Here is a 22,473-nt window from a genome sequence, read left to right as displayed (position 1 = left end):
TTGTTGATGTCAAGCGGCAACCCGCTCAGACCTCCTCGACGCTGTTCGGCTCGCGCCGGGACAGGTCGATTCCCAGTTCCTCCGCCGCCCGGAAGACGTCCTCCTCGCTGTCGCGCATCTCGACCCGGCTTCCGTCGGACGAGAGCACCTCGACATTGAGGCAGAGGGACTGCATTTCCTTGACCAGAACCTTGAACGACTCCGGGATACCCGGCTCCGGGATGTTCTCGCCCTTGACGATCGCCTCGTACACCTTGACCCGCCCGACGACGTCGTCGGACTTGATGGTCAGCAGCTCCTGCAGCGCGAAGGCGGCACCGTAGGCCTCCAGGGCCCACACCTCCATCTCGCCGAACCGCTGGCCACCGAACTGCGCCTTACCACCCAGCGGCTGCTGGGTGATCATCGAGTACGGACCGGTCGAACGGGCGTGGATCTTGTCGTCGACCAGGTGGTGCAGCTTCAGCATGTACATGTAGCCGACACCGATCGGGTCCGGGAACGGCTCACCCGAACGGCCGTCGAACAGCCGGGCCTTGCCCTGGCCGTTGACCATCCGGACACCGTCGCGGTTCGGCAGCGTCGAGGACAGCAGGCCGGTGACCTCTTCCTCGGTGGCACCATCGAAGACCGGGGTGGCGACGTTCGTCATCGGCTCGGCCGCACCGGCGCCGATCTTGATCAGCCGCTGCGCCCACTCCTCCTCGTTCTCCGGGTCGACCTCCCAGCCGCGGCTGGCGATCCACCCGAGGTGGGTCTCCAGCACCTGGCCGACGTTCATCCGGCCGGGCACGCCCAGCGGGTTCAGGATGACGTCCACGTGGGTGCCGTCCTCGAGGAACGGCATGTCCTCGACCGGCAGGATCTTGGAGATGACGCCCTTGTTGCCGTGCCGGCCGGCCAGCTTGTCACCGACCGAGATCTTCCGCTTCTGGGCCACGTAGACGCGGACCAGCTGGTTGACGCCCGGCGGCAGCTCGTCGCCGTTGTCGCGGTCGAAGACCCGGACACCGATGACGGTGCCCTCCTCGCCGTGCGGCACCTTCAGCGACGTGTCGCGGACCTCGCGCGCCTTCTCACCGAAGATCGCGCGCAGCAGCCGCTCCTCCGGGGTCAGCTCGGTCTCGCCCTTCGGGGTGACCTTGCCGACCAGGATGTCACCGGTGGTGACCTCGGCGCCGATCCGGATGATGCCGCGCTCGTCCAGGTCGGACAGCATCTCGTCGGAGACGTTCGGGATGTCCCGGGTGATCTCCTCCGGGCCCAGCTTGGTGTCGCGGGCGTCGACCTCGTGCTCCTCGATGTGGATCGAGGTCAGCAGGTCCTGCTGCACGACGCGCTGGCTGAGGATGATCGCGTCCTCGTAGTTGTAGCCCTCCCACGTCATGAACGCGACCAGCATGTTCCGGCCGAGGGCCATCTCGCCCTCGTCGGTGCACGGACCGTCGGCCAGCGGCGTCCCGATCTCGACCCGCTGCCCGGCGTCGACCAGCGGGCGCTGGTTGATGCAGGTGCCCTGGTTCGAGCGGCGGAACTTCGCCATCCGGTAGGTCTGGTACGTGCCGTCGTCGGCGGCGATCTCGATCAGGTCGGCCGAGACCTCCTTGACCACACCCGGCTTGTCGGACACGACCACGTCGCCGGCGTCGACCGCACCGCGGAACTCCATGCCGGTACCGACCAGCGGGGCGTCCGAGGTGATCAGCGGCACCGCCTGGCGCTGCATGTTCGAACCCATCAGCGCGCGGTTGGCGTCGTCGTGCTCCAGGAACGGGATCAGCGCGGTCGCGACCGACACCATCTGGCGCGGCGAGACGTCCATGTAGTCGACGTCGTCGACCGGGACGAGCTCGACCTCACCGTGGCGGCGACGGACCAGCACCCGCTCCTCGGCGAACCGGTTGTCGTCGGTCAGCGCGGCGTTCGCCTGCGCGATGACGAACCGGTCCTCCTCGTCCGCGGTCAGGTAGTCCACCTGGTCGGTGACCTGGCCGCCGACGACCTTGCGGTACGGCGTCTCGACGAAGCCGAACGCGTTCACCCGGCCGTACGACGCGAGCGAGCCGATCAGACCGATGTTCGGGCCTTCCGGCGTCTCGATCGGGCACATCCGGCCGTAGTGCGACGGGTGTACGTCACGGACCTCGAAGCCGGCCCGCTCACGGCTCAGACCACCCGGGCCGAGCGCGTTCAGGCGGCGCTTGTGGGTCAGACCCGCGACCGGGTTGGTCTGGTCCATGAACTGCGACAGCTGCGACGTACCGAAGAACTCCTTCAGTGCCGCGACCACCGGGCGGATGTTGATCAGGGTCTGCGGCGTGATCGCCTCGACGTCCTGGGTCGTCATCCGCTCCCGGACCACGCGCTCCATCCGGGCCAGGCCGGTACGGAGCTGGTTCTGGATCAGCTCACCCACGGTGCGCAGGCGGCGGTTGCCGAAGTGGTCGATGTCGTCCTCTTCGACCACGATCTCGCCGCGCGGAGCCGGCAGCTCGGTCTTGCCCTCGTGCAGCGCGACCAGGTACTTGATCGTGGCGACGATGTCGTCGACGGTCAGCACCGCCTGGTCGTGCGCCTCGTCCCGGCCGAGCTTCTTGTTGATCTTGTAGCGGCCGACCTTGGCGAGGTCGTAGCGCTTGCCGTTGAAGTAGTAGTTCTCCAGCAGCGCCTGCGCGGCCTCGCGCGTCGGCGGTTCACCCGGACGCAGCTTGCGGTAGATGTCCAGCAGCGCGTCGTCCTGCCCGGAGGTGTGGTCCTTCTCCAGGGTGAGCCGGATCGACTCGTAGTCGCCGAACTCCTCGAGGATCTGCGCGTCGGTCCAGCCGAGCGCCTTCAGCAGGACGGTGACGTTCTGCTTGCGCTTGCGGTCGAGGCGGACGCCGACCATGTCCCGCTTGTCCACCTCGAACTCCAGCCACGCACCGCGCGACGGGATGATCTTGGCGGTGAAGATGTCCTTGTCCGAGGTCTTGTCCGGGGTGCGCTCGAAGTACACACCGGGCGAACGGACGAGCTGCGAGACGACGACGCGCTCGGTGCCGTTGATCACGAACGTGCCCTTGCGCGTCATCAGCGGGAAGTCGCCCATGAAGACGGTCTGGCTCTTGATCTCGCCGGTCTCGTTGTTCATGAACTCGGCGGTGACGAACAGCGGCGCGGAGTACGTGACATCGCGCTCCTTGCACTCGTCGACCGTGTTCTTCGGAGGCTCGAAACGGTGGTCGCGGAACGACAGCGACATCGTGCCGCTGAAGTCCTCGATCGGGGAGATCTCTTCGAAAATCTCTTCCAGGCCGCTGGGGCCGGACAGGTCCGACCGTCCCTCGGCCTCAGCGGCGGCCACCCGGGCCTGCCACGTTTCGTTACCGACCAGCCAGTCGAAACTGTCCACCTGCAGCGCAAGCAGATCCGGAACCTGGAGCGGTTCGGAGATCTTCGCGAAGGAGATGCGGCGGGGGCCGGTGACGTTGGAAATGCTGTCGGACTGGGGGTTGCGCGAGGCGACCAAGGGGCGTCCTTCCACGGGCTCGCAAAAAATCACTTCGGTGCTGGGAGCGCACGCCAAGCCGCCCCAGTCAAGTCGGAGACCCGAGCGAGGGCGAGGGAAAAGGCAGCGCAAAGCAATAGGCTACATGATCCAGGCAAGCCTGTCCAATGGGGTCCGATAGTTTGCCGTCGGACCACCCTCTCCGTCAAGGACCGACCCGGGGTCTCCAGTGGGCAGATCACCCACGAGACGTCCGGCGCCCCTCCGGTGCGGAGTTAGGAAGAGATTACAGTCCGGCGATCTCCTGGACCAGCCATCGGTCGCCGTTTCGGACCATCGTGAACCGGGTCCGGTTCAGGTCGACCCGGGGCTTACCCTGCGTGATCGTGCTGGTGGTGGTCTGGTTGACGAAGATGATCAGCGTGACCCGGTCGGCGTCGCCGTCGCGGACCCCGACCTCGCGGACGTCGGCCTTCACCGTGGCCTTGGTCTTGGTGGCCAGCTGACCGGCCACCTTGGCGGTCTCGTCGAACTTCGCGGCGAAGTCCGGGGTCATCGTCGCCCGTGCCGCGGCGAAGCTTTTGTCCAGGTCACGGTAGTCGTAGCTGAGCGCGGTCTCGGCCGCCTTCCGGCCGGCCGCGGCGGCCTGGTCGCGGGCGTCCTCGGCCTGCTTGCCGTGCCACGCCTTGATCCCGAGCACCGCCGCGACGGTCAGCGTCAGGACGACGACCACGGCCAGGCCGGCGGTCAGCAGGGTGCCGAGACCGCGCTTACCTTCCGTAGTCGCCGCGGCCTTCGTCGCTGCCTCGGCCTGGTCCCCCGAGGGACCCGCTGTGGCTGGGGTCACATCGTCCTGACCCTGGGCGGAGCCGGCTTCCCCGGCCTCCGCGTCACCGACCGAGGTCGCGTCGACCCGCGTGTCGTCGGCCCGGGTCTCGTCGGTCGGGGTCTCGTCGGTCGGGGTGTCGTCGGTCGGGGTGTCGTCGACAGTCGGGGTCGCGGCCGCCGTACGGCGCTGGCCGGCGATCCGGGGACGGTTGCGGCGGTCCGGCATCAGCCCACCACCTGCAGGTCGGCGGTCAGCCAGCGGTCCTTCTCGCGGACCATGTCCAGCTTGATCCGGTACCGGCGCTCGACGCCGTCGGTCGAGGCCGTGTTGGTGACCACCGCGTTCACGATCACCAGCACCTGGGCGGAGTCCTTGTCGTTCGAGACCACCGCGGCCTCCTTCACGTCCCCCTTGGAGGTCGCCTTGTTGGTCGCCACGTCGGTCTTCACCGCGTCCAGCCCGGCCTGGAACTCCTGTTTGAACTGCCCCGTCGAGTCGTCCAGCACCCGCTTCGAGTCCGCGTCCCAGGTCTGGTAGTCGTACGTCGTGAAGTCCAGCGCGAGCTGTCGCGCGGACTTCATCGCGCCGTCCCGCGCCGAGTCGGCGGCCCGCTGGCGGCCCAGGGCCACCACGGACAGGGTCAGCCCGGCGAGCGCCACCAGGAGCAGGACGCTCAGCGCCCAGGCCAGCACCAGCCGGCCGTTGCGTGCAGTCACTTGCTGGTCACCGGTCCGAGAATCAGAGCCTTCCAGGAGTCGCTGCCGAGCAACTCCTGCTGTCCGCCGGTCGATCCGAGGACCATCTCCGGCATCCCCCCGGAACCACCCGCGGCGCCGGTGGTCTGGTCGTAGCCGATCCCGTAGCCGGTGCGGTTCAGGTCCGCACGCGACGACGGGGACGGCTTGTTCTGTGAGCCACGGACGTTGATCCCGGTCGACGGGTTCGCCGTACAGCCGGCCTTGGTGTTCGCCTTGGTGTCCGTGGTGTCCTGCGGGACCCGCTTGTCCGTCCCGCCGTACCCGGGCCGGCAGGCCGGCGGGCTGATCCCGAGCACCAGCCCGAAGTGAGCGTCGTAGTGCCCGTCGGCGTTCTTCGCCGGGACGACGTACCCGCCCATCGAGACCGCCGGGTAGACGACCAGCAGCTGCTCGACGGCGTCCAGCCGGACGGCGGTCAGTTCGCTCACCGTCAGCAGGTTACCGAGCAGCACCGCGATGTCCGCGCGGTTGTCCTGGATCAGGCCGGTGACCTGGGTGGAGGCCAGCGAGCCCTGGTCGATCACCTTGCGCAGGTTCGCGTCCGAGCTGACCAGGGTGTCGGACAGCAGCGCGAGGTTCTTCGCCCAGGTCTTGATCGCGTCACCGCTGGCCACCTGGGTGGCGAGCACGGTGTCGCCGTCGTTGATCAGCTTGATCGTCTGCAGCACGTTCGCGTCCGCGGTGTCGATCAGCTGCCCGGAGCTGTCGATGATCTTCTGCAGGTCGGTGCCCTTGCCCTTCAGGGCGGCGCCGAGCTCGCGCACCGTGGTCCGCAGGCTCTCCTTGTCGACCGAGTTCACCAGCTGGTCGAGATTCAGCAGCAGCTCGGTGGTGTCGATCGGGATCGCGGTGTCCTTGCGGTCGATCTTCGAGTTGTTCTGCAGGTACGGCGCTCCGTCGCGGCGCGGCTGCAGATCGACGTACTGCTCGCCGATCGCGGACCGGTTCGCGACCACCGCGATCAGGTCGTTCGGGATCTTGTACTTCTTGTCGATCCGGAGGTTCACGTCGACGCCGTCGGACAGCAGCTTGAGGTCGCCGACCCGCCCGACCGGCTGACCGCGGTACGTCACCTCGGCGCCGGAGAAGATCCCGCCGGACTCGGCGAAGCTCGCGCTCACCGTGTAGTCGGTGTCGACCACCAGCTTGTCGATCTGGGCGTACTTCGCGCCGACGAACGCGACGCCGACCACGGTGATCAGCAGGAACACCATCAGCTGGATCCGGACCGCTCTGGTGATCATCCGACCGCCCCCGGCATCAGCGCGCGGGCAAGGTCGGGATCGAACCCGGACCGTCGCAGCTCCGCACTGCAGACCGGCAGCCCGAGCACGGTGATGCACGTCGTCTTGGTCCCGGTCGGGACCGGCAGCGACGGCAAGGCACTGCCCTGCCCCGGCGAGGTCGGCAGATGCAGCGGCAGGCTGATCCGGCCGGTCGGGATCGCGGACGGGCCGACCGTCGGGAGCGTCAGCCCGAGCAGGCCCTTGAGCGCCTTCTGGGTGTTCACATCGAGCGTGATCCCGAGGTTCGTGTAGTCACCCTTCGCAGCCTTGGCGGCCTGGTCCGGGAACGGGTACGTGAACAGCAGCTCGAGCGACTTCGGCAGGTTCTGCCCCGCCTCGGCGAGCTTGCTCAGGATCGGGTACAGCGACTGCAGGTTGGCGACCAGGTCCTTCTGTGCCGAGGTGATCACCCGGGTCGCGGTGTTGCCCAGCGTGGCCAGCGCCTGCAGCGTCTTGACCAGCGCGGCCCGCTGCTGGTCGAGCGTCTTGATCGACTTCGGCAGCGAGTCGATCGCGGTCGCCAACGTCGCCTTCTGCGCGTTCAGCTTCTTCGCCAGCGCGTCGACGGCGGTGATCGCGGTGACGATCCGCGCCTTGTTCTGGTCCAGCGTCCCGACGAACTCGTTCAGCTGGGTCAGCACGCTGCGGATCGCCGGCTCGTTACCGGTCAGGGCCTTGTTCAGCTCCTGGGTGATGATCTGCAGCTGCGCCACCCCGCCGCCGTTCAGCAGCAGCGAGAGCGCCGACAGAACCTCTTCGACCTCGACGTTGCTGGTGGTCCGGGACAGCGGGATCAGCTCGCCGTTGTCCAGCTTGCCGCGCGGCTGCTCGGAGCCGGTCGGCCGCGACAGCGACACGAACTTCTCGCCGAGCAGACTGGTCTGCCGGATGGTCGCGTGCGTGTTGTCCGGCAGCGCGAGACTCTTCGGCAGCCGGATCCGCACCTTCGCGACGTACCCGTCCAGCCAGACCTTCTCGACCGTGCCGACGGTGACGTCGTCGACCTTCACCGTCGACTTCGGCACCAGGTCCAGGACGTCGGCGAACTCGACGGTGACCGTGTACGACGGTCCCTTGATCTTCGCGCCACCGGGCAACGGCAGCGAGTAGACGCTGAAATCACACCCGCTCAACAGCATGGCGAGCGCGGCGACTCCCGCGACGAACGACGTACGGCGTCGGCTCATTTGACCAGCCCTCCGAGCGTCGGGTCGACCGGGTCCGGACTGTTCAACGGAGCCTTCGGCGCGGGCGCCCACGGCGTACCGGCGGGGCCACCGCTGGCCGGCGCGGTGCCGGTCAGCTGCTGGATCAGCGGCAGCTTGGCAAGCGCGTCGAGCACCGGCTTCAGCGTCGAGCACAGGGACTTCGACTGGCCCGCCTGCAGCAGCAGCGAGCAGACGAAGGTCGCCGGGTCGTCGAGCTGGCCGGGGTTGATCCGCTGGTCCAGCGTGCCGAACTGCGGGTTGTAGATCCGCGCGAGGTTCCCGAGACCGAGCGGCGCGGTGTCGAGCACCTCGGCGATCGCGGCCTTCTCCTTGACCAGGATCTGCGACAGCGCGGTCGCCTGCGAGACCGTGCCCTTCACCAGTGTCCGGTTGTCCTTGACGAAGGTCGCGACCTCGCCGAGCGCGGTCGCGAGCAGCGACAGCGCGGCGCCGAGGTCCTGGCGCTCACCGGCCAGCGTGGTCGAGGTCTTGGCGAAGTTCGTGTTGAACTGCCGGACCAGCTGGTCGTTCGCGGCCAGCGCGGACACGAAGGTCTGCAGCTGCCGGATCGTGTTGAACAGCGCCGACGAGTTGCCCGACAGGGTGCTGGTCAGCTTCGACACGTCGGTGATCGTCTGGTTCAGCTTGGTGCCCTGACCGTTCAGGTTCTTCGCGGAGACGTCGAGCAGTCGCGCGAGCGCGCCCTGGTCGTTCGCGCCCTTCGGACCGAGCGCCACCGAGAGGTCGTTCAGGCTCTGGTAGATCTGGTCGAGCTCCAGCGGTACGGCGGTCCGGTCCAGCGGAATCTCCGCGCCATCGGCCATCACCGCGCCCTTGGAGTACGCCGGAGTGAGCTGCACGTACCGGTCCGCGACGATCGACGGCGACGCGATCACCGCCTTCGCGGTGGCCGGCACCTTGTGCTTCGCCTCCCACCAGAACTTCACCCGCACGCTCCGCCCGGCCGGCGTCACGCTCTCGACCTCGCCGACCTTGATCCCGAGGATCCGGACATCGGAACCGGGGTACACCGACACGGCCCGCGGGAAGTACGCCGTCGCCGTCACCCGCTCGGGTTTCGGCCACAGCGACACGGCACCGACCGCGATGATCACCAGGACCACCGCCACCGCGACCAGCCGGGACAGTCCGTTGATCCGCATCAGCCGCCACCTCCCAGGATCGGCGGCAGCCCGGACGGCAGCACACTGGGCAAGGGGATCTCCGGGACCGGCACCAGGTTCTGCAGGTAGGTGTCGAACCACGGCCCGGTGCCGAGCGTGTTGGTGAAGACCCGCACGAACGGCGCCAGCCCCTTGATGCTCGCGTCCAGGGAGTTCTGGTTCTTGAGCAGGACCGCGAGGACCGCGTTGACCTTCTGCAGCGTCGGCCCGAGATCCTTGCGGTTCTCGCGGACCAGCGCGGTGATCTGCGCGGACAGCTTCTGCGTCGACACCAGCAGCTGGTGGATCAGAGCACGGCGGGCCTGCACGGCCTGGAAGACGGTGTTCCCGTCCTTCATCAGCTTGATCAGCTGCTGGTTGCGGTCGGCGAGCACCTTGGTGACCACGTTCGAGTGCTGGAGCAGCAGTTTGAGCTGCTCGTCGCGCTTGGCCACGTTCCGCGACAGCCGGGACAGACCGGTCAGCGAGGCCTGCACCTCTTCCGGCGTGTTCTTGAACGTCGCCGACAACGTGTCCAGGGCCTTCGCGAGCTGGGCGGTGTTGATCCGCTCGGTGGTGTTGGCCAGGTCCGTGAACGCGTCCACGACGTCGTACGCCGAGACCGTCCGCGCCAGCGGGATCTCGGAGCCGGCCTTCAGCTGCCCCGTACCGGCCGGGTTCAGCTTCAGGTACTTCTGGCCGAGCAGCGTCTTGATCTTCATCTCGGCGCCGGTCTGGTCGCCGAGCTTCACGCCCTTGTCGACGACGAAGTCGACCCGGACGTGGGTGCCTTCGAGCTCGACGTCGCGGACCTTGCCGACCCGCACACCGGCGACCCGGATCTCGTCGTTCGCCTTCAGCCCGCCGGCCTCGGAGAACTGCGCGGAGTACTTCGTCCCGCCGCCGATCAGCGGCAGGTCCTGCGCCTTGAAGGCGGCCAGCATGATCAGCCCGATCACGGTCAGCCCGACGACGCCGATCGTGACCTGGTTCTGCTCGCGGAAAGGCTTCACTTCTTGCACCTCGCCGAGTTGAGGTCGTAGGCGACCGGGACGCGGGTGCCGGTGGGCAGCGTGACGTTGCCGTCGAAGTTGCACAGGTAGAAGTTGAACCAGGAGCCGTACGACGCGGTGCGGGTCATCGTGTTGAGCTTCTCCGGCATGAACTGGAGGGTCTTCACCCAGATCGACTGGGTGTCGTCGAGCGTGCTCGCGACCGTCCGCAGCTGGTCCAGGTCGGCCTTGATCGGCACCCGGGTCTGCTGCAGCAGGCCGGCGGTCTTGGTGTTCAGCGAGTTGATCGAGGTCAGCGAGCTGAGGATCGGGTTGATGTCCTGACTCAGCCCGGTGATGAACTGCTGCAGGTTCACCAGCAACTGCGAGAAGTTCTGCTGCCGCTGCGAGACGATCTGCAGCGTCGAGGTCAGGTTCGTGATCAGGTCGCCGATCACCTGGTCGGCGTCGGCGAGCGTGGTGGTCAGCGACGCGGTCTTGGCGAGCAGCGACTCGATCGTGCCGCCCTCACCCTGCAGCACCTTGATCACCTCGAACGCGAACTGGTTCACGTCCGCCGGGGTGAGTGCGGTGAACAGCGGCTTGAACCCGTTGAACAGCACCGACAGGTCCAGCGCCGGCGTGGTCCGCTCCTTCGGGATGACCGCGTTCTTCTTCAGCCGCTCGCCGCCGCCGACGCCGTCGGTCAGCGCGATGTACCGGTTGCCGACCAGGTTGCGGTAGCGCAGCGTCGCGTGCGTCGAGGTGTCGACCACCTGGTCGGAGTCGACGCTGAACGTCACCATCGCCAGTTTGTCCTGGTACAGCTGGATCTTGTCGACCTGCCCGACCTTCACGCCGGCGATCCGGATGTCGTCACCCTGGTTCAGCCCGACCGCGTCGGTGAACACCGCGCGGTACTTCGTCGTCGGGTTGAAGCTGATGTTCCCGATCGTCACCGCCAGCAACGCGGTGGCGATCGTCGTCACCACCACGAAGATCCCGAGCCGCACGGTGTCGAACGTGGTCTTCCTGTCGAAGAAGCTCACCTGAGGTTCACCTGCCCTCCGCGTAGCAGGGGGCCGACCATGAGGGTGGTCAGGTCCGGTACGTCGCTCGGGGCGACGCCCATCTCGGGGCCGACGACCGAATCGATGATCTTCTGTTCGGCCGGCGTCCCGACGCCCTGGGTGTCCATCGCGAATCCCGGCATGGCGCGGTTCAGCTGCAGGTCGACCGGGAAGCGCTGGTTCTTGTTGTGGTCGCCGATCACGCCGTCGTCACCGGTGATGTACGGCGCCGGGTTCTCCTGCGTGTAGGGGCCCGGTTTCGAGCCCGGGTGGCTGTAGTTCCTGCCGACACAGGTCGGGCCGCGATGGTCGGCGTACACCGGTTTCTCGTTCGGCTCGTAGGGGGTCGGCTGATTGGTGATCAGTTCCAGGTTGATGTTCAGCCGGCCGTCGCGGAACGTGTCGTTCAGGATCGGGGCGGTCTCCGTCATCACCTGGAGGAAGCACGGCACCTCGGGCGAGTACCGCTCGAGCAGGTCGAGCACCGGACGGCTCACCTGGCCGAGCCGGATCACCCGGTCCTCGTTCTCCTTCAGGAACGCGTTCCCGGTGCTGGACAGGCCCTGCACGTCGACGAAGAACTGCTGCAGCTGCTGCTGCTTCTCCACGACGGTGTTGCCGGTGATGGTGAGGTTGCGCAAGGCCCGGACCAGATCGGGCGTGGCGTCGCCGTACAGGTTCGCGACCTGGGTGAGCTTGGCCAGCGCGTCCATCAGCTTCGGGACGCTCGGGTTCAGCTTCTTCAGGTAGCCGTCGAGCTGCGTCAGCGTGCCGGCGATCTCGGCGCCGCGGCCCTCGAGCGCGGTCGCGAGCGTGTTCAGCGTGGCGTTCAGGTCGGCCGGGTCGACCGCCTGGAGCAGCGGCAGCGCGTCGTTCAGCACCTTCTCGATCTCGATGCCGACCGCGGTCTTGTCCCGGCTGATCACGTCGCCGGCCTTGATGTGCCGGCCACCGACACTCTCCACACCGGTCGGCGGCACCAGCGCGACGTACTTCTCGCCGAACAGCGTCTTCGGGAGGATCCGGGCGCTGACCGCACTGGAGATCTCGTTCACCTGGTCCGGCTTCAGCGCGAGCTGGACGGTGGCCTCGTCGCCGTCCGTGGAGACCCCGCGGACCTCGCCGACGATGATGCCGCGCAGCTTCACGTCCGCGTGCTCGTTGAGCTGCAGGCCGATGTGACTCGTCTTCAGCTCGACGTTCACGGTCTTGGTGAAGACCTTCGCGTAGAACGCGTACGTCAGCCAGAGCAGGAAGACCAGTACGCCGATGAACGCGACGCCGAGCACCTTGTGGGAGATCAGTCTGGTCATCCGGCCAACCTCACCGTGGTCGTCGTACCCCAGATCGCCATCGACAGCAGCAGGTCGACGACGTTGATGACGACGATCGACGTCCGGACGGCGCGACCGACGGCGACGCCCACACCGGCCGGACCGCCGGTCGCGTGGTAGCCGTGATAGCAGTGCACCAGGATGACGAGCACCGAGAACACCAGCACCTTGCCGAACGACCAGAGCACGTCCCCGGGTGGCAGGAACAGGTGGAAGTAGTGGTCGTACGTCCCGGTGCTCTGCCCGTAGAACGTGGTGACGGTGAGTCTGGTCGCGAAGTACGAGGCGAGCAGACCCACGACGTACAGCGGGATGACGGCGATCAGGCCGGCGATGATCCGGGTGGTGACCAGGAACGGCAGCGACGGGATCGCCATCACCTCGAGGGCGTCGATCTCCTCGCTGATCCGCATCGCGCCGAGCTGCGCGGTGAACCCGCAGCCGACGGTCGCGGCCAGCGCGATCCCGGCGATCAGCGGGCCGATCTCACGGGTGTTGATGTACGCCGACACGAAGCCCGCGAACGCCGACGTGCCGATCTGGTTCAGCGCCGAGTACCCCTGCAGGCCGACCTCGGTGCCGGTGAAGAACGCCAGGAACGTGATCACGCCGACCGTGCCGCCGATCACCGCCAGCGCGCCGGTGCCGAGCGTCACCTCGGCGAGCAGCCGTAAGATCTCCTTGCGGTACCGGGTGACCGACTTACCGGACCAGGCCAGCGCCTTGATGTAGAAGGCGAGCTGCTCACCGAGCCGGTCGAGCGAGTTCAGCGGCTTCTTGACCAGGGTGTCCATCAGGGCCGACACGTCAGGCCCCCTTCGGCGGGACGAGCTGGAAGTAGATCGCGGTCATCGAGAAGTTCGCGACGAACAGCAGCATGAAGGTGATGACGACGGACTGGTTCACGGCGTCGCCGACGCCCTTCGGACCGCCGCCCGCGTTGCAGCCCTTGTACGACGCCACGACCGCGGCAATGAAGCCGAAGACCAGCGCCTTCGCCTGCCCCTGCCACAGGTCGGGCAGGTGGGCGAGCGCGGTGAAGCTCGCGATGTAACTGCCCGGGGTGCCGTCCTGGAGCACGACGTTGAAGACGTAACCGCCCATCACGCCGACCACGCTGACGAACCCGTTCAGGAAGAACGCGACCAGCATCGTCGCGAGCACCCGCGGTACGACGAGGCGCTGGATCGGGTCGATCCCGAGCACCATCATCGCGTCGAGCTCCTCGCGGATCTTGCGGGAGCCGAGGTCCGCGCAGATCGCGGAACCGCCGGCGCCGGCGATCAGCAGCGCGGTCGCGATCGGCGACGCCTCCCGGACCACCGCGAGGACCGCGGCCGACCCGGTGAACGCCTGCGCGCCGAACTGCTTGATCAGGCCACCCACCTGCAAGGCGATCACCGCGCCGAACGGGATCGCGACCAGCGCGGTCGGGATGATCGTCACGCTCGCGACGAACCAGGCCTGCTGCAGGAACTCCTTGACCTGGAACGGTCGCCGGAACGACGCCCGCCCGGTGTCCAGGGCGAACGCGAACAAGGAGCCCGCATGCTTCAGCGGGGCCGTAGCCGAAACGGTCACGGGGCCTCCCGGTCTGGACTGAGGAGCGCAGGGAGCGCAGCGACCGGAGCGACGAGGGAAGACCGGGAGGCGAAGCCCCGTGACCGGCCGCGCGGCAGCGCGGCATTCAATACGGTCACGATGCTCCGACCGTGGCGGACATGAAGGAGCCTGGTGGCGGGGTGACGCCGTTCTCGCGGCACCAGGCGCCGGGCTCGCGCTGTGTCGGCCGCAGCATGCCGCTGCTCGGTAGCTGCTGGATCGGGATCGGCGGCAGCGGCGGCAACTCCTGACCGGCCTCGGCCGCCAGCTCCTCGGCGTCCTTCTCCTCGGACATCCCGATCGGGCCGACCATCTGCGCGTTCAGGAACTGCCGGACGACCGGCTCCTCACTGGACAGCAGCATCTCGCGCGGGCCGAACATCGCCAGGTGCCGGTGGTACAGCATGCCGATGTTGTCCGGGACCGTCCGCGCCGTGTTCACGTCGTGCGTGACGATCAGGAAAGTGGGGCTGAACGCCTCGTTGAGGTCGATCATCACCTGGTTCAGGAACGACGTCCGGACCGGGTCCAGGCCGGAGTCCGGCTCGTCGACCAGCAGGATCTCGGGATCCAGCACCAGCGCGCGGGCCAGGCCGGCTCTTTTGCGCATACCACCGGAGATCTCGCCCGGCAGCTTCCGCTCGGCACCGACCAGGCCGACCATCTCCATCTTCTCCATCACGATGGAGCGGATGTCGGACTCGGACTTCTTGGTGTGCTCACGGAGCGGGAAGGCGACGTTGTCGTACAGGTTCATCGAGCCGAACATCGCGCCGTCCTGGAACAGGACGCCGAACAGCCGGCGGATGTCGTACAGCTCGCGCTCACTGCAGGTGGCGATATCGGTGCCTTCGATCCAGACATGTCCCTTGTCCGGCTTCAGCAGCCCGATCAGCGTCTTCAGGAACACCGACTTGCCGGTTCCGGACGGGCCGAGCATCACGCAGATCTCACCGGCCGGCAGCGTCAGGGACACATCGCCCCAGATCAGCTGGCTTCCGAAGGATTTGGTGAGACCCTCGACGCGGACTTCTACGCCCACCGGCCCTCCTCACGGGTATGTCTGCTGCTGCCCAACGACAGGGCAGTGGCCTAGGTTACGCACGAGTACGGTTTTCCGTAACCCCTGGAAGTCAAGCGATTGCGATCGTAGCCATCCGGAAATGCAAGAAGGACGGCCCCCGTCCAGGGACCGCCCTTCTCAACACATTCGTTACGTCCGGTGACCGGCCGTAACTGAGATCACTTCAGGGTGACGGTGGCGCCGGCGCCCTCGAGGGCCTCCTTGGCCTTCTCCGCGGCAGCCTTGTCGACCTTCTCCAGGACCGGCTTCGGGGCCGACTCCACGAGGTCCTTGGCCTCCTTCAGGCCGAGGCTCGTGAGACCGCGCACCTCCTTGATGACCTGGATCTTCTTGTCGCCGGCCGACTCCAGGACGACGTCGAACTCGTCCTGCTCGGCGGCCTCCTCGGCGGCGCCACCGGCACCACCGGCTGCCGGGGCAGCGGCAACGGCGACCGGGGCGGCGGCGGTGACGCCGAACTCCTCCTCGAACGCCTTAACGAACTCCGACAGCTCCAGCAGGGTCAGTTCCTTGAACTGGCCGAGCAGCTCTTCGGTGCTGAGCTTCGCCATGATGGCGGTCCTTCCTAACAATGGTGCTTGATGATCACTGATGGGGTGTTGCGGTGAGACGCCTCAGCTGTCCGCTGCGGCGGTCTCCTCGGTGCTCGCCTCGGCAGGTGCGTCGGTCGTGTCCTGGACGGCGTCCTGCACCGTGTCCTGGACCGCTGCCGGAGCAGCGTCGGCCGGCAGCTTGTCCTGCAGCGCCGCGAACAGGCGCGCGGCCTGCGACAGCGGAGCAGCGAACAGCGACACCGCTTGCTGCGGGGCCGCCTTCATCGCACCTGCGAGCTTCGCGAGGAGGACCTCACGCGACTCCAGGTCAGCGAGCTTGCTGATCTCGTCAGAGCTGAGCGGCTTGCCGTCGAGCACGCCGCCCTTGATGACGAGAAGGGGATTCGCCTTGGCGAAGTCACGCAGACCCTTGGCCGCAACCACCGCATCGCCCTTGATGAAGGCGATCGCGGAGGGGCCTTCGAGCAGGCTGTCGAACGAGTCGACGCCGGCATCCTTGGCCGCGATCTTGGTCAGTGTGTTCTTCACCACGGCGTAGTTCACGTCGTCACCGAGCGAAACTCGAAGCTGCTTGAGCTGCGCGACGGTGAGACCGCGGTACTCGGTCAGCACGGCGCCGTTGGAGCTACGGAACTCGTCCGTCAGCTCCGCGACAGCGGCTGCCTTGTCCGGCCTCGCCATGGGGGTCTCCTTCTATCGGCTTCCACGCCGAGGACCCCTGACAAGAAGAAACACCCCTGCGCAGGCGCAAGGGTGTGAGACATACAGTGTCACTGTCCAAGTCACCTACGCGGGCCGCCCGTCTCTCGACGGGACCTTCAGTCACCCGGAGGTGACGACCAGCGGTCTTCGGCAGCCTCCAGTGTGCCTGGTGTGTTGCTGTTTGACCAAATCGGTTGTTCAGACCGGTTGTCCGGCGCGCGGATGCGGCGGGATCCAGCGGTGCATCGCCGTGGCCGCGGCCCACCCCGTTCCCGCCATGATCACGATCGCCGGCGCCAGCCCGAGCACCGCGGTCGCCCCGGCCAGCAACAACGGGCCCGCCCCGTTCCCAGTGTCCGCGAACAACCGGAACGCCCCGAGGAACTGCGCCCGTCCTACCGCCGGCGAGGCATCCGCTCCCAGCGTCATGATCACCCCGGCGCCCAGCCCGTTCCCGATTCCCATCAGCAGCGCCACCGCGGTCAGCGTCACCGTGGTGTGCGTCAACGGCAACAGCAGATGCGCCAGCCCCAGCACGAACATCGACGGTACGGCGACCCACTTGCGCCCGAGCCGGTCCATGACGGAACCCGCTGGATAGAACAGGAGCATGTCGACCGCACCAGACAGTCCGAAGATGATGCTTGTCGTCTGCGGGTCCAGTCCGATGTGCAGCGCCCACAGCGGGATCACCACCTGTCGCGACGCACGGACCGCCCCGACGAGCAGCGCTCCGACCCCGAGTGTCCGCAGTACCGGGAGGTGGTCGCGGATGACGCCCCAGGTCGATTGCGCTGCGACAGGGCCTCTTGGCCGGGTATGTGCGACGTCCGGCAGGCTTACCAGGACGGCACAGGCGAGCAATGCGGCTACTAGGTGCACCCAGTAAGCGCCGTCCGTACCGAGGAACTTCATGACGCCTGCGCCGAGGAACGGGCCGATGAAAGAGCCGATACGCTGTACGCCGCCCAGCGTGGACAGGGCCCGCGCTCTCAACTCGATAGGCACCGCCTCGCTCAGATAGGCCTGTCGTGCAAGGCCCCAGACCGCACCGGCCAGTCCTGTGCAGCCAATGGCTATGGCCAGTCCCCAGACCGTCGGCACAACCAGACAGGCGGCCAAGGCGAGTGCGACAAGGACGGTGGCGCCCAGCATCGCCCTGCGCTCACCAATGCGGTTCGTCAGTGCACCAGCGGGGATGTCACCGACCACCTGGCCCAGACCGGCCGCAGCGACGACCAGACCGGCTACGGCGACCGATGCGCCCCGATGCGTCGCCGAGAGAGCGATGACCGGCGCGATGGCGCCCTGGCCGATCCCGTAGAGCAGTGCGGGCAGATAAACAGCAGGCGCGATCTTCAGCAGACTCCGAGCCTGGGACATCACCGGCCGCCGGCCAGCGCCGTACTGCGGTCCCGGGCGGCCGGGGTGGCTCCCAGCAGCTCCGACACCGACCAGGCACCAGCGGCGACCCTCATCCCGAACTCCTCCATCCGCTCTACCGGCATCCGCATCTCGGGGCCGGACACACTGAGACAGCCGGCGACGTCACCGGAGTAGCCGAACACCGGCGCGGCGACGCTGCAGATCCCCGGCGTCCGCTCGGTCCGCGACATCGCGTAGCCGCGCCGCCGGATCTCCGCGAACTGCTCCGCCAGCACCTGCGGGTCGGTGATCGTTGCCGGCTGCACCTGGTCGAGCTGTCCCTTCAGGACCTCCTGCTGCTCCTCGAACGGCAGGAACGCGAGCAATGCCTTCCCCGGCGCACCCAGCGGTAACGCGACCGGCAGTCCGAACTCCGTGTAGGTACGGCGCAGTTGGTGGAAGCTCTCGACCTGGTCCAGGACGACGCGCTGCCCGGACGGCAGTAACTCGTGCACGGCCGCGGTCTCCCCTGTGTCATCGCGGAGTGCACGCAGCACTGGCATCGCGGCGTCCCGCAGCCCGGCCGGAATCCCACCGCTGTGTGCGAGCTGCACGACGAGCGGTCCGATCGCGTACCGCCGGTGGGCGGTCTGCCGGACGAGTCCGTTCTCCTGCATGGCCAGCAGCAGCCGATGCACGGTGCTCGTCGACAGACCCGTCGCCCGGGCCAGATCACTGATCCCGAGGTCCGGAGTACGGGCGTCGAAGCAGCGGAGGATCGCCACAGCGCGGTCGATCGACTGCACCGAGCCACGCTGTTCCTGCATGCCGGAATGTTATCCCGGTATACGGGAAAGCTGTCGAGGTAGTGTCCAGCCGGTGAGCATCACCGCGACCTGGGACCAGTTCGACCGCTGGCTCGCCGGGCACGCTCCAGCGACGTACGCCGTCCTCGCGCCTCCGGTCACCGGCGCGGAGCTGCACTTGGCGCAGCGCGTTGTCGAGCTGCCGCCCGAGCTGATCGAGTCATTGCGGTGCCACAACGGGCTGGTGTCGTGGGCCAACCTCCTACCGGAAGCGCCACCGTCGAGCGCGGCTCAGATCGCGGAGAACTGGCAACTGCGGATGGAGCTCGCGGAGAACGTTCCTTCGTCGGCTCCGGAGCCGTACTGGCATCCGGCCTGGGTGCCGTGGGCCGACTGTGATGGCGATCTCCAGGTCATCGACCTGCGCCCCGGCCCGTCACGGGGCCAGCTGGGTATGGCCCCTCACGACGGAGTCGGCGACTTCACGGACAGCTGGCCGGACCTCTCGGCGTACCTCTCGGAGGTGGTCCACTCGCTGCACCATGGCACCGGGGTCAACGGCTGGTACCCGTATCTCACGACCCACCAGGAGTTGTGGTGGGACCGCGGTCCGGACCAGCGGGTCGTCAATGACGAGCCGCTGGTCCGGGTCGGTACTAACTGAGGACGGCCAGTGCGTCGATCTCGACCAGCATGTCGGGAAGCGGCAGGCCGGTGAAGACGGTGGTCCGCGACGGCAGCACGCCGCTCGGGGTGCGGGTCGACACGAAGTCGGCGTACGCCTCGTTCATCGCGGCGAAGTCCTCGCGCTGGGTGAGGTAGACGCGCAGCATCACCACGTCGTCGATGCTCGCGCCGCCGGCCTTCAGGATCGCCTCGATGTTCTGCAGCACCCGGGTGGTCTGGCCCTTCACGTCACCGGCGAACACGAACTCGCCGCTGGCCGGGTCGACCGAGCCCTGGCCGGACACCTGCAGGATGTTGCCCTTGCGGACGCCCTGCGAGAACACCGGCATCGGCGGCGGTGCATCGGTCGTGGACACTGCGCTCTTGTCGGACATGAGACCTCTCAGTTGTAGTCGGCACTGATGGCGTTCGCGGTGGCGAGCAGGTCTGGCAGCAGCTCGATCACCTGCTCATAGTTCAGCAGTACGTCGGGAACCGACAGCGACACGGCCCCGACAACCCGCCCGTCGCGGGCCTTCAGCGGCGCACCGATGCAGTTGATGAATGCCTCGTGCTCAGCCTTGTCCTGCGCCCAACCACGCTCTTTGGTCGTGGCCAACTCGTCCCGCAACCGGTCCAGGTCGGTGATCGTGTTCTGCGTGTAGGAGCGCAGGTCCAGCGCCTGGAGCACCGCCTCTCGCGTGCGCTTGGGCTGCGCCGCCAGCAACACCTTCCCGACCGCCGTGCAGTGCAAAGCGGCCGGTACGCCGACCTGCGAGTACATCCGCACCGCGCGCATGCTGTCGAGCTTGTCGATGTAGATGACCTCGCCGTTCTCCCATGCCGCCAGGTGAACGGTCTGACCGGTCCTCTGATTCAGCTCCCGCAGATGCGGTGCGGCAACCTCGCGTACGACGTGTTGCTCGCGCGCAACGTCGGCGAGGGCGAACAGACGTGAGCCGAGTCGGTAGCGGTGCGCGGAGTCCCGGCGTACGAACCGCTCTGCTTCCATGGTGCGCAGCAGCCGGAGGACTGTGGTCTTGTGAACACCCAGCTCGGTCGCGAGCTGGTCGAGCGACCGCTCCCCCTCACCAAGGCTGGAGAGGATCTGCAAGGCCCGACCGAGACTCTGACTCATCTGGGGCCGATCTTCGTCGCAGCCCACTCCTCGTCGGTCGCACTGAGCAGACGCTCACGTTCGGGGGCTGCGGGCGGCGGTGCGTGGTCTTCAGGAGCTGTCAGTACGGCTGCGGCAGTGAGGTGCCCCAGCCGGAGGCGCTGCGTCATCGGGAGGTCCTGGAGCGTCCCAGCCAGGAAACCGGCAGCAAACGCGTCACCCGCTCCTACTGTCTCAACCACTTCGACGGACAACGCTGGGACGTCGGTGCGGCCGCCAGGCTCGAGCACCGTGGCAGTGTGCGCGTCGTTCTTCACGACAAGGGTCTTGGCCCCCAAGCGCTCGTACAGCTCCTCCGGATCGCCTGTCCCTGCAAAGACCGCTGCCTCGTCAGCGCCGATCAGCACGAGGTCAGCTGCCTTCAGCAACCGCCACAACGACTCCGGGTCCTTGTCCCGCCAGAGTGCCGGCCGCCAGTTCAGGTCGACGCTCAGCAGGAACTCCCGCGGCTCAGTCGCCAGCCGCTCCAGCATCTGCGCGCTGGACTCGGAGATGGCCGCAGTGATGCCAGTCGTGTGCACCACGCGCGCCTGGGCGAGTCGACGGCGTACCTCCGGGCGGTCCAGGAACTCCGGCGCCATCGCTGCAGCCGCCGAACCGGTCCGGTAGTAGTGCATCCGGGAGCGCCCGTCCTGCGACTCCTTGACGTAGAGGGCGGTCGGCCGCACCGGATCCAGCTCCACACCGCCGACGTCGACGCCGCGGGCCTGCAGATCCCGCAGGACGTGCTCACCGAAACCGTCGTCGCCGAGCCGCGAGATCCAGCTCGTCGGTACGCCGAGCGCCGCGAGCCCGCCGGCGACGTTGCACTCCGCGCCGCCGACCGACCGGCGGAACACCTCGACGTCCGCCAGCGGCCCGGGACCGCCCGCGAACATCACCATCGCCTCGCCCAGACAGATCGCGGCCGTCTCAGGGAGCGGTTCGGGCATCGGCACTCCTTGGCGGCGGGGTGATGGGATAGACGCGTGTTGACCGTGTGCTGACCGTGCGTTGACGCGACTTCGGGCGCGATGCTACAACCGACGAGTCAGAATGCGCAATGAGCGTTGCGCATTTTGCAATCTCAACCCCAGGGGATCAGATGCCTGCTTACGATGCCGACGCCGTCGCCGCTCTCGCCGATCAGTTGGTGAGCTGGCAGGACAAGGCCCTGCCGCCCACGTTCTGGGGCCGGACCGTCGCCGAGGTGCTCGCCGATCGGCCACGGCTGTCCCAGCTGCCCACGCCGTTGATGACGCTGTCCGCGCCCGGCCTGCGGCACAACGTGGACACGCTGGCGACCTGGTGCACGCGCCACGGCGTCGAGCTCGCGCCGCACGGCAAGACCTCGATGGCACCCGCGCTCTGGGCGATGCAGCTGGAGGCGGGCGCCTGGGCGATCACGCTCGCCAACGCCTTCCAGCTCGGCGTCGCCCGCGCGTACGGCTTCCAGCGGATCCTGATCGCGAACGCGGTGATCTCCCCGCTCCAGCTGCGCTGGATCGCCGACGAACTCGAGGCCGACCCGTCCTTCGAGGTGCTGGTCTGGGCGGACTCGATCCGCACGGTCGAGTTGATGGAGGCGGCCCGGTCGGCGTACGTCGGTCCCGACGCGCGCCCGCTCGACGTGATGGTCGAGGTCGGCGGCATCGGTGGCCGCACCGGCGCCCGCGACCTCGAGACCGCGCTGGCCGTCGGCGACGCGATCGCCGACGCGAGCACACTGCGGCTCGCCGGCGTGGCCGGGTACGAGGGCGCGATCGGGCACGGTGTCGACGAGGCGAACCTCGAGGAGGTCCGCGCGTACCTGCGGGACCTGGCAGCGGTCCATCACCGTCTGCGGCAGTACTACGACGCGGACGTGGTACCCGTGGTGAGCGCGGGCGGCAGTCAGTACTTCGAGCAGGTCGCGAAGGTCCTCGCCGACGAGGCCGGTGCGGGCGCCCGCGTGGTACTGCGGTCCGGCGCGTACATCACGCACGACGACGGGCTCTACCGCCGCGTCTCACCGCTCGGCCAGAACCCACGGACCGACGGCGAGCAGCTCGTCGCGGCCATGCACGGGTGGATGCGGATCACGTCGCAGCCCGAGCCCGGCCTGGCGATCTTCGACGGTGGCCGGCGCGATTTCCCGTTCGACCAGGACTACCCGGAGCCGCAGCTGATCCGGCCACGGTCCGAGGGCTCGCCGATCCTGCCCGCGACCGGGATGACGGTGACCAACCTGAACGACCAGCACGGCTATCTGCACTTCTCCGACGAACAGCCCGTGGTGATCGGCGACGAACTCCGGGTCGGCCTGTCCCACCCCTGTACGGCGTTCGACAAGTGGGGCCTGATCCCGGTGATCGACGACCCGGACGCCGCCGATCCGGTCGTCGTCGACCTGGTCCGGACGTTTTTCTGAG

At 67.7% G+C, this 22,473-nt stretch carries 21 protein-coding genes; 2 read left to right on the top strand and 19 right to left on the bottom strand.

What is annotated here, in order from left to right:
* Positions 1–25: 25 nt before the first annotated feature.
* The 16 genes from rpoB to ACFYRH_RS10415 form a co-directional block, all read right to left on the bottom strand.
* Positions 26–3,508, bottom strand: a complete 3,483-nt coding sequence (gene rpoB / locus ACFYRH_RS10490) for a DNA-directed RNA polymerase subunit beta (protein ID WP_387771278.1) — start codon at positions 3,506–3,508, stop codon at positions 26–28.
* 265 nt (positions 3,509–3,773) lie between these two features.
* Entirely contained in the window at positions 3,774–4,541 is a 768-nt protein-coding gene (locus ACFYRH_RS10485) for a hypothetical protein (protein ID WP_387771275.1), read from the bottom strand.
* The gene (locus ACFYRH_RS10480) at positions 4,541–5,032 is read right to left on the bottom strand and encodes a hypothetical protein (protein ID WP_387771272.1); all 492 of its coding nucleotides are present in this window, start codon (positions 5,030–5,032) and stop codon (positions 4,541–4,543) included. Before ACFYRH_RS10480 ends, ACFYRH_RS10485 begins: the two co-directional genes overlap by 1 nt.
* Positions 5,029–6,318, bottom strand: coding sequence for an MCE family protein (locus tag ACFYRH_RS10475; RefSeq protein WP_387771269.1), 1,290 nt, complete (start codon positions 6,316–6,318; stop codon positions 5,029–5,031). The genes ACFYRH_RS10480 and ACFYRH_RS10475 overlap by 4 nt, the downstream gene beginning before the upstream one ends.
* The gene (locus ACFYRH_RS10470; RefSeq protein WP_387771266.1) at positions 6,315–7,547 is read right to left on the bottom strand and encodes an MCE family protein; all 1,233 of its coding nucleotides are present in this window, start codon (positions 7,545–7,547) and stop codon (positions 6,315–6,317) included. Before ACFYRH_RS10470 ends, ACFYRH_RS10475 begins: the two co-directional genes overlap by 4 nt.
* Positions 7,544–8,731, bottom strand: coding sequence for an MCE family protein (locus ACFYRH_RS10465; protein ID WP_387771263.1), 1,188 nt, complete (start codon positions 8,729–8,731; stop codon positions 7,544–7,546). Before ACFYRH_RS10465 ends, ACFYRH_RS10470 begins: the two co-directional genes overlap by 4 nt.
* Positions 8,731–9,744, bottom strand: a complete 1,014-nt coding sequence (locus ACFYRH_RS10460; protein WP_387771260.1) for an MCE family protein — start codon at positions 9,742–9,744, stop codon at positions 8,731–8,733. Before ACFYRH_RS10460 ends, ACFYRH_RS10465 begins: the two co-directional genes overlap by 1 nt.
* On the bottom strand, positions 9,741–10,772 hold the full coding sequence (locus ACFYRH_RS10455; RefSeq protein WP_387771258.1) for an MCE family protein: 1,032 nt from the start codon (positions 10,770–10,772) through the stop codon (positions 9,741–9,743). Before ACFYRH_RS10455 ends, ACFYRH_RS10460 begins: the two co-directional genes overlap by 4 nt.
* Positions 10,769–12,106 (bottom strand): MCE family protein, encoded by a 1,338-nt coding sequence (locus ACFYRH_RS10450; protein ID WP_387771255.1) that lies wholly within the window; start codon positions 12,104–12,106, stop codon positions 10,769–10,771. The genes ACFYRH_RS10455 and ACFYRH_RS10450 overlap by 4 nt, the downstream gene beginning before the upstream one ends.
* On the bottom strand, positions 12,103–12,921 hold the full coding sequence (locus tag ACFYRH_RS10445; protein ID WP_387771774.1) for an MlaE family ABC transporter permease: 819 nt from the start codon (positions 12,919–12,921) through the stop codon (positions 12,103–12,105). Before ACFYRH_RS10445 ends, ACFYRH_RS10450 begins: the two co-directional genes overlap by 4 nt.
* A gap of 13 nt (positions 12,922–12,934) precedes the next feature.
* Positions 12,935–13,708, bottom strand: a complete 774-nt coding sequence (locus ACFYRH_RS10440; protein WP_387771253.1) for an MlaE family ABC transporter permease — start codon at positions 13,706–13,708, stop codon at positions 12,935–12,937.
* A 115-nt stretch (positions 13,709–13,823) separates the two neighbouring features.
* Entirely contained in the window at positions 13,824–14,771 is a 948-nt protein-coding gene (locus ACFYRH_RS10435) for an ABC transporter ATP-binding protein (protein ID WP_387771250.1), read from the bottom strand.
* A gap of 200 nt (positions 14,772–14,971) precedes the next feature.
* On the bottom strand, positions 14,972–15,364 hold the full coding sequence (gene rplL / locus ACFYRH_RS10430) for a 50S ribosomal protein L7/L12 (protein ID WP_344191612.1): 393 nt from the start codon (positions 15,362–15,364) through the stop codon (positions 14,972–14,974).
* 63 nt (positions 15,365–15,427) lie between these two features.
* Positions 15,428–16,048: a 50S ribosomal protein L10 gene (rplJ, locus tag ACFYRH_RS10425; RefSeq protein ID WP_387771247.1), complete on the bottom strand. Its 621-nt coding sequence runs from the start codon at positions 16,046–16,048 to the stop codon at positions 15,428–15,430.
* A 219-nt stretch (positions 16,049–16,267) separates the two neighbouring features.
* Positions 16,268–17,452 carry an MFS transporter gene (locus tag ACFYRH_RS10420; protein ID WP_387771244.1) on the bottom strand — a complete coding sequence of 395 codons (1,185 nt, stop codon included), beginning with the start codon at positions 17,450–17,452 and terminating at the stop codon, positions 16,268–16,270.
* Positions 17,452–18,261, bottom strand: a complete 810-nt coding sequence (locus tag ACFYRH_RS10415) for an IclR family transcriptional regulator (protein WP_387771241.1) — start codon at positions 18,259–18,261, stop codon at positions 17,452–17,454. The genes ACFYRH_RS10420 and ACFYRH_RS10415 overlap by 1 nt, the downstream gene beginning before the upstream one ends.
* A gap of 52 nt (positions 18,262–18,313) precedes the next feature.
* Here ACFYRH_RS10415 and ACFYRH_RS10410 point away from each other — a divergent pair, with 52 nt between their 5' ends.
* Positions 18,314–18,904 (top strand): SMI1/KNR4 family protein, encoded by a 591-nt coding sequence (locus ACFYRH_RS10410; RefSeq protein ID WP_387771238.1) that lies wholly within the window; start codon positions 18,314–18,316, stop codon positions 18,902–18,904.
* Here ACFYRH_RS10410 and ACFYRH_RS10405 read toward each other — a convergent pair.
* The 3 genes from ACFYRH_RS10405 to ACFYRH_RS10395 are packed head-to-tail and all read right to left on the bottom strand — an operon-like array spanning position 18,897 to position 21,015.
* On the bottom strand, positions 18,897–19,301 hold the full coding sequence (locus tag ACFYRH_RS10405; protein WP_350280905.1) for a RidA family protein: 405 nt from the start codon (positions 19,299–19,301) through the stop codon (positions 18,897–18,899). The two genes, ACFYRH_RS10410 and ACFYRH_RS10405, sit on opposite strands and share 8 nt — an antisense overlap.
* A gap of 8 nt (positions 19,302–19,309) precedes the next feature.
* On the bottom strand, positions 19,310–20,044 hold the full coding sequence (locus ACFYRH_RS10400) for an IclR family transcriptional regulator (protein WP_387771234.1): 735 nt from the start codon (positions 20,042–20,044) through the stop codon (positions 19,310–19,312).
* Positions 20,041–21,015, bottom strand: coding sequence for a sugar kinase (locus tag ACFYRH_RS10395; RefSeq protein WP_387771232.1), 975 nt, complete (start codon positions 21,013–21,015; stop codon positions 20,041–20,043). Before ACFYRH_RS10395 ends, ACFYRH_RS10400 begins: the two co-directional genes overlap by 4 nt.
* 152 nt (positions 21,016–21,167) lie before the next feature.
* Here ACFYRH_RS10395 and ACFYRH_RS10390 point away from each other — a divergent pair, with 152 nt between their 5' ends.
* Entirely contained in the window at positions 21,168–22,472 is a 1,305-nt protein-coding gene (locus ACFYRH_RS10390) for an amino acid deaminase (RefSeq protein WP_387771229.1), read from the top strand.
* Position 22,473: the final 1 nt, after the last annotated feature.

It is taken from the genome of Kribbella sp. NPDC004875 (genome assembly GCF_042873375.1).
Lineage (GTDB): Bacteria > Actinomycetota > Actinomycetes > Propionibacteriales > Kribbellaceae > Kribbella.
The sequence above is the reverse complement of the archived record's forward strand: the minus strand, read 5'-3'. Positions and strand labels throughout refer to the sequence as shown.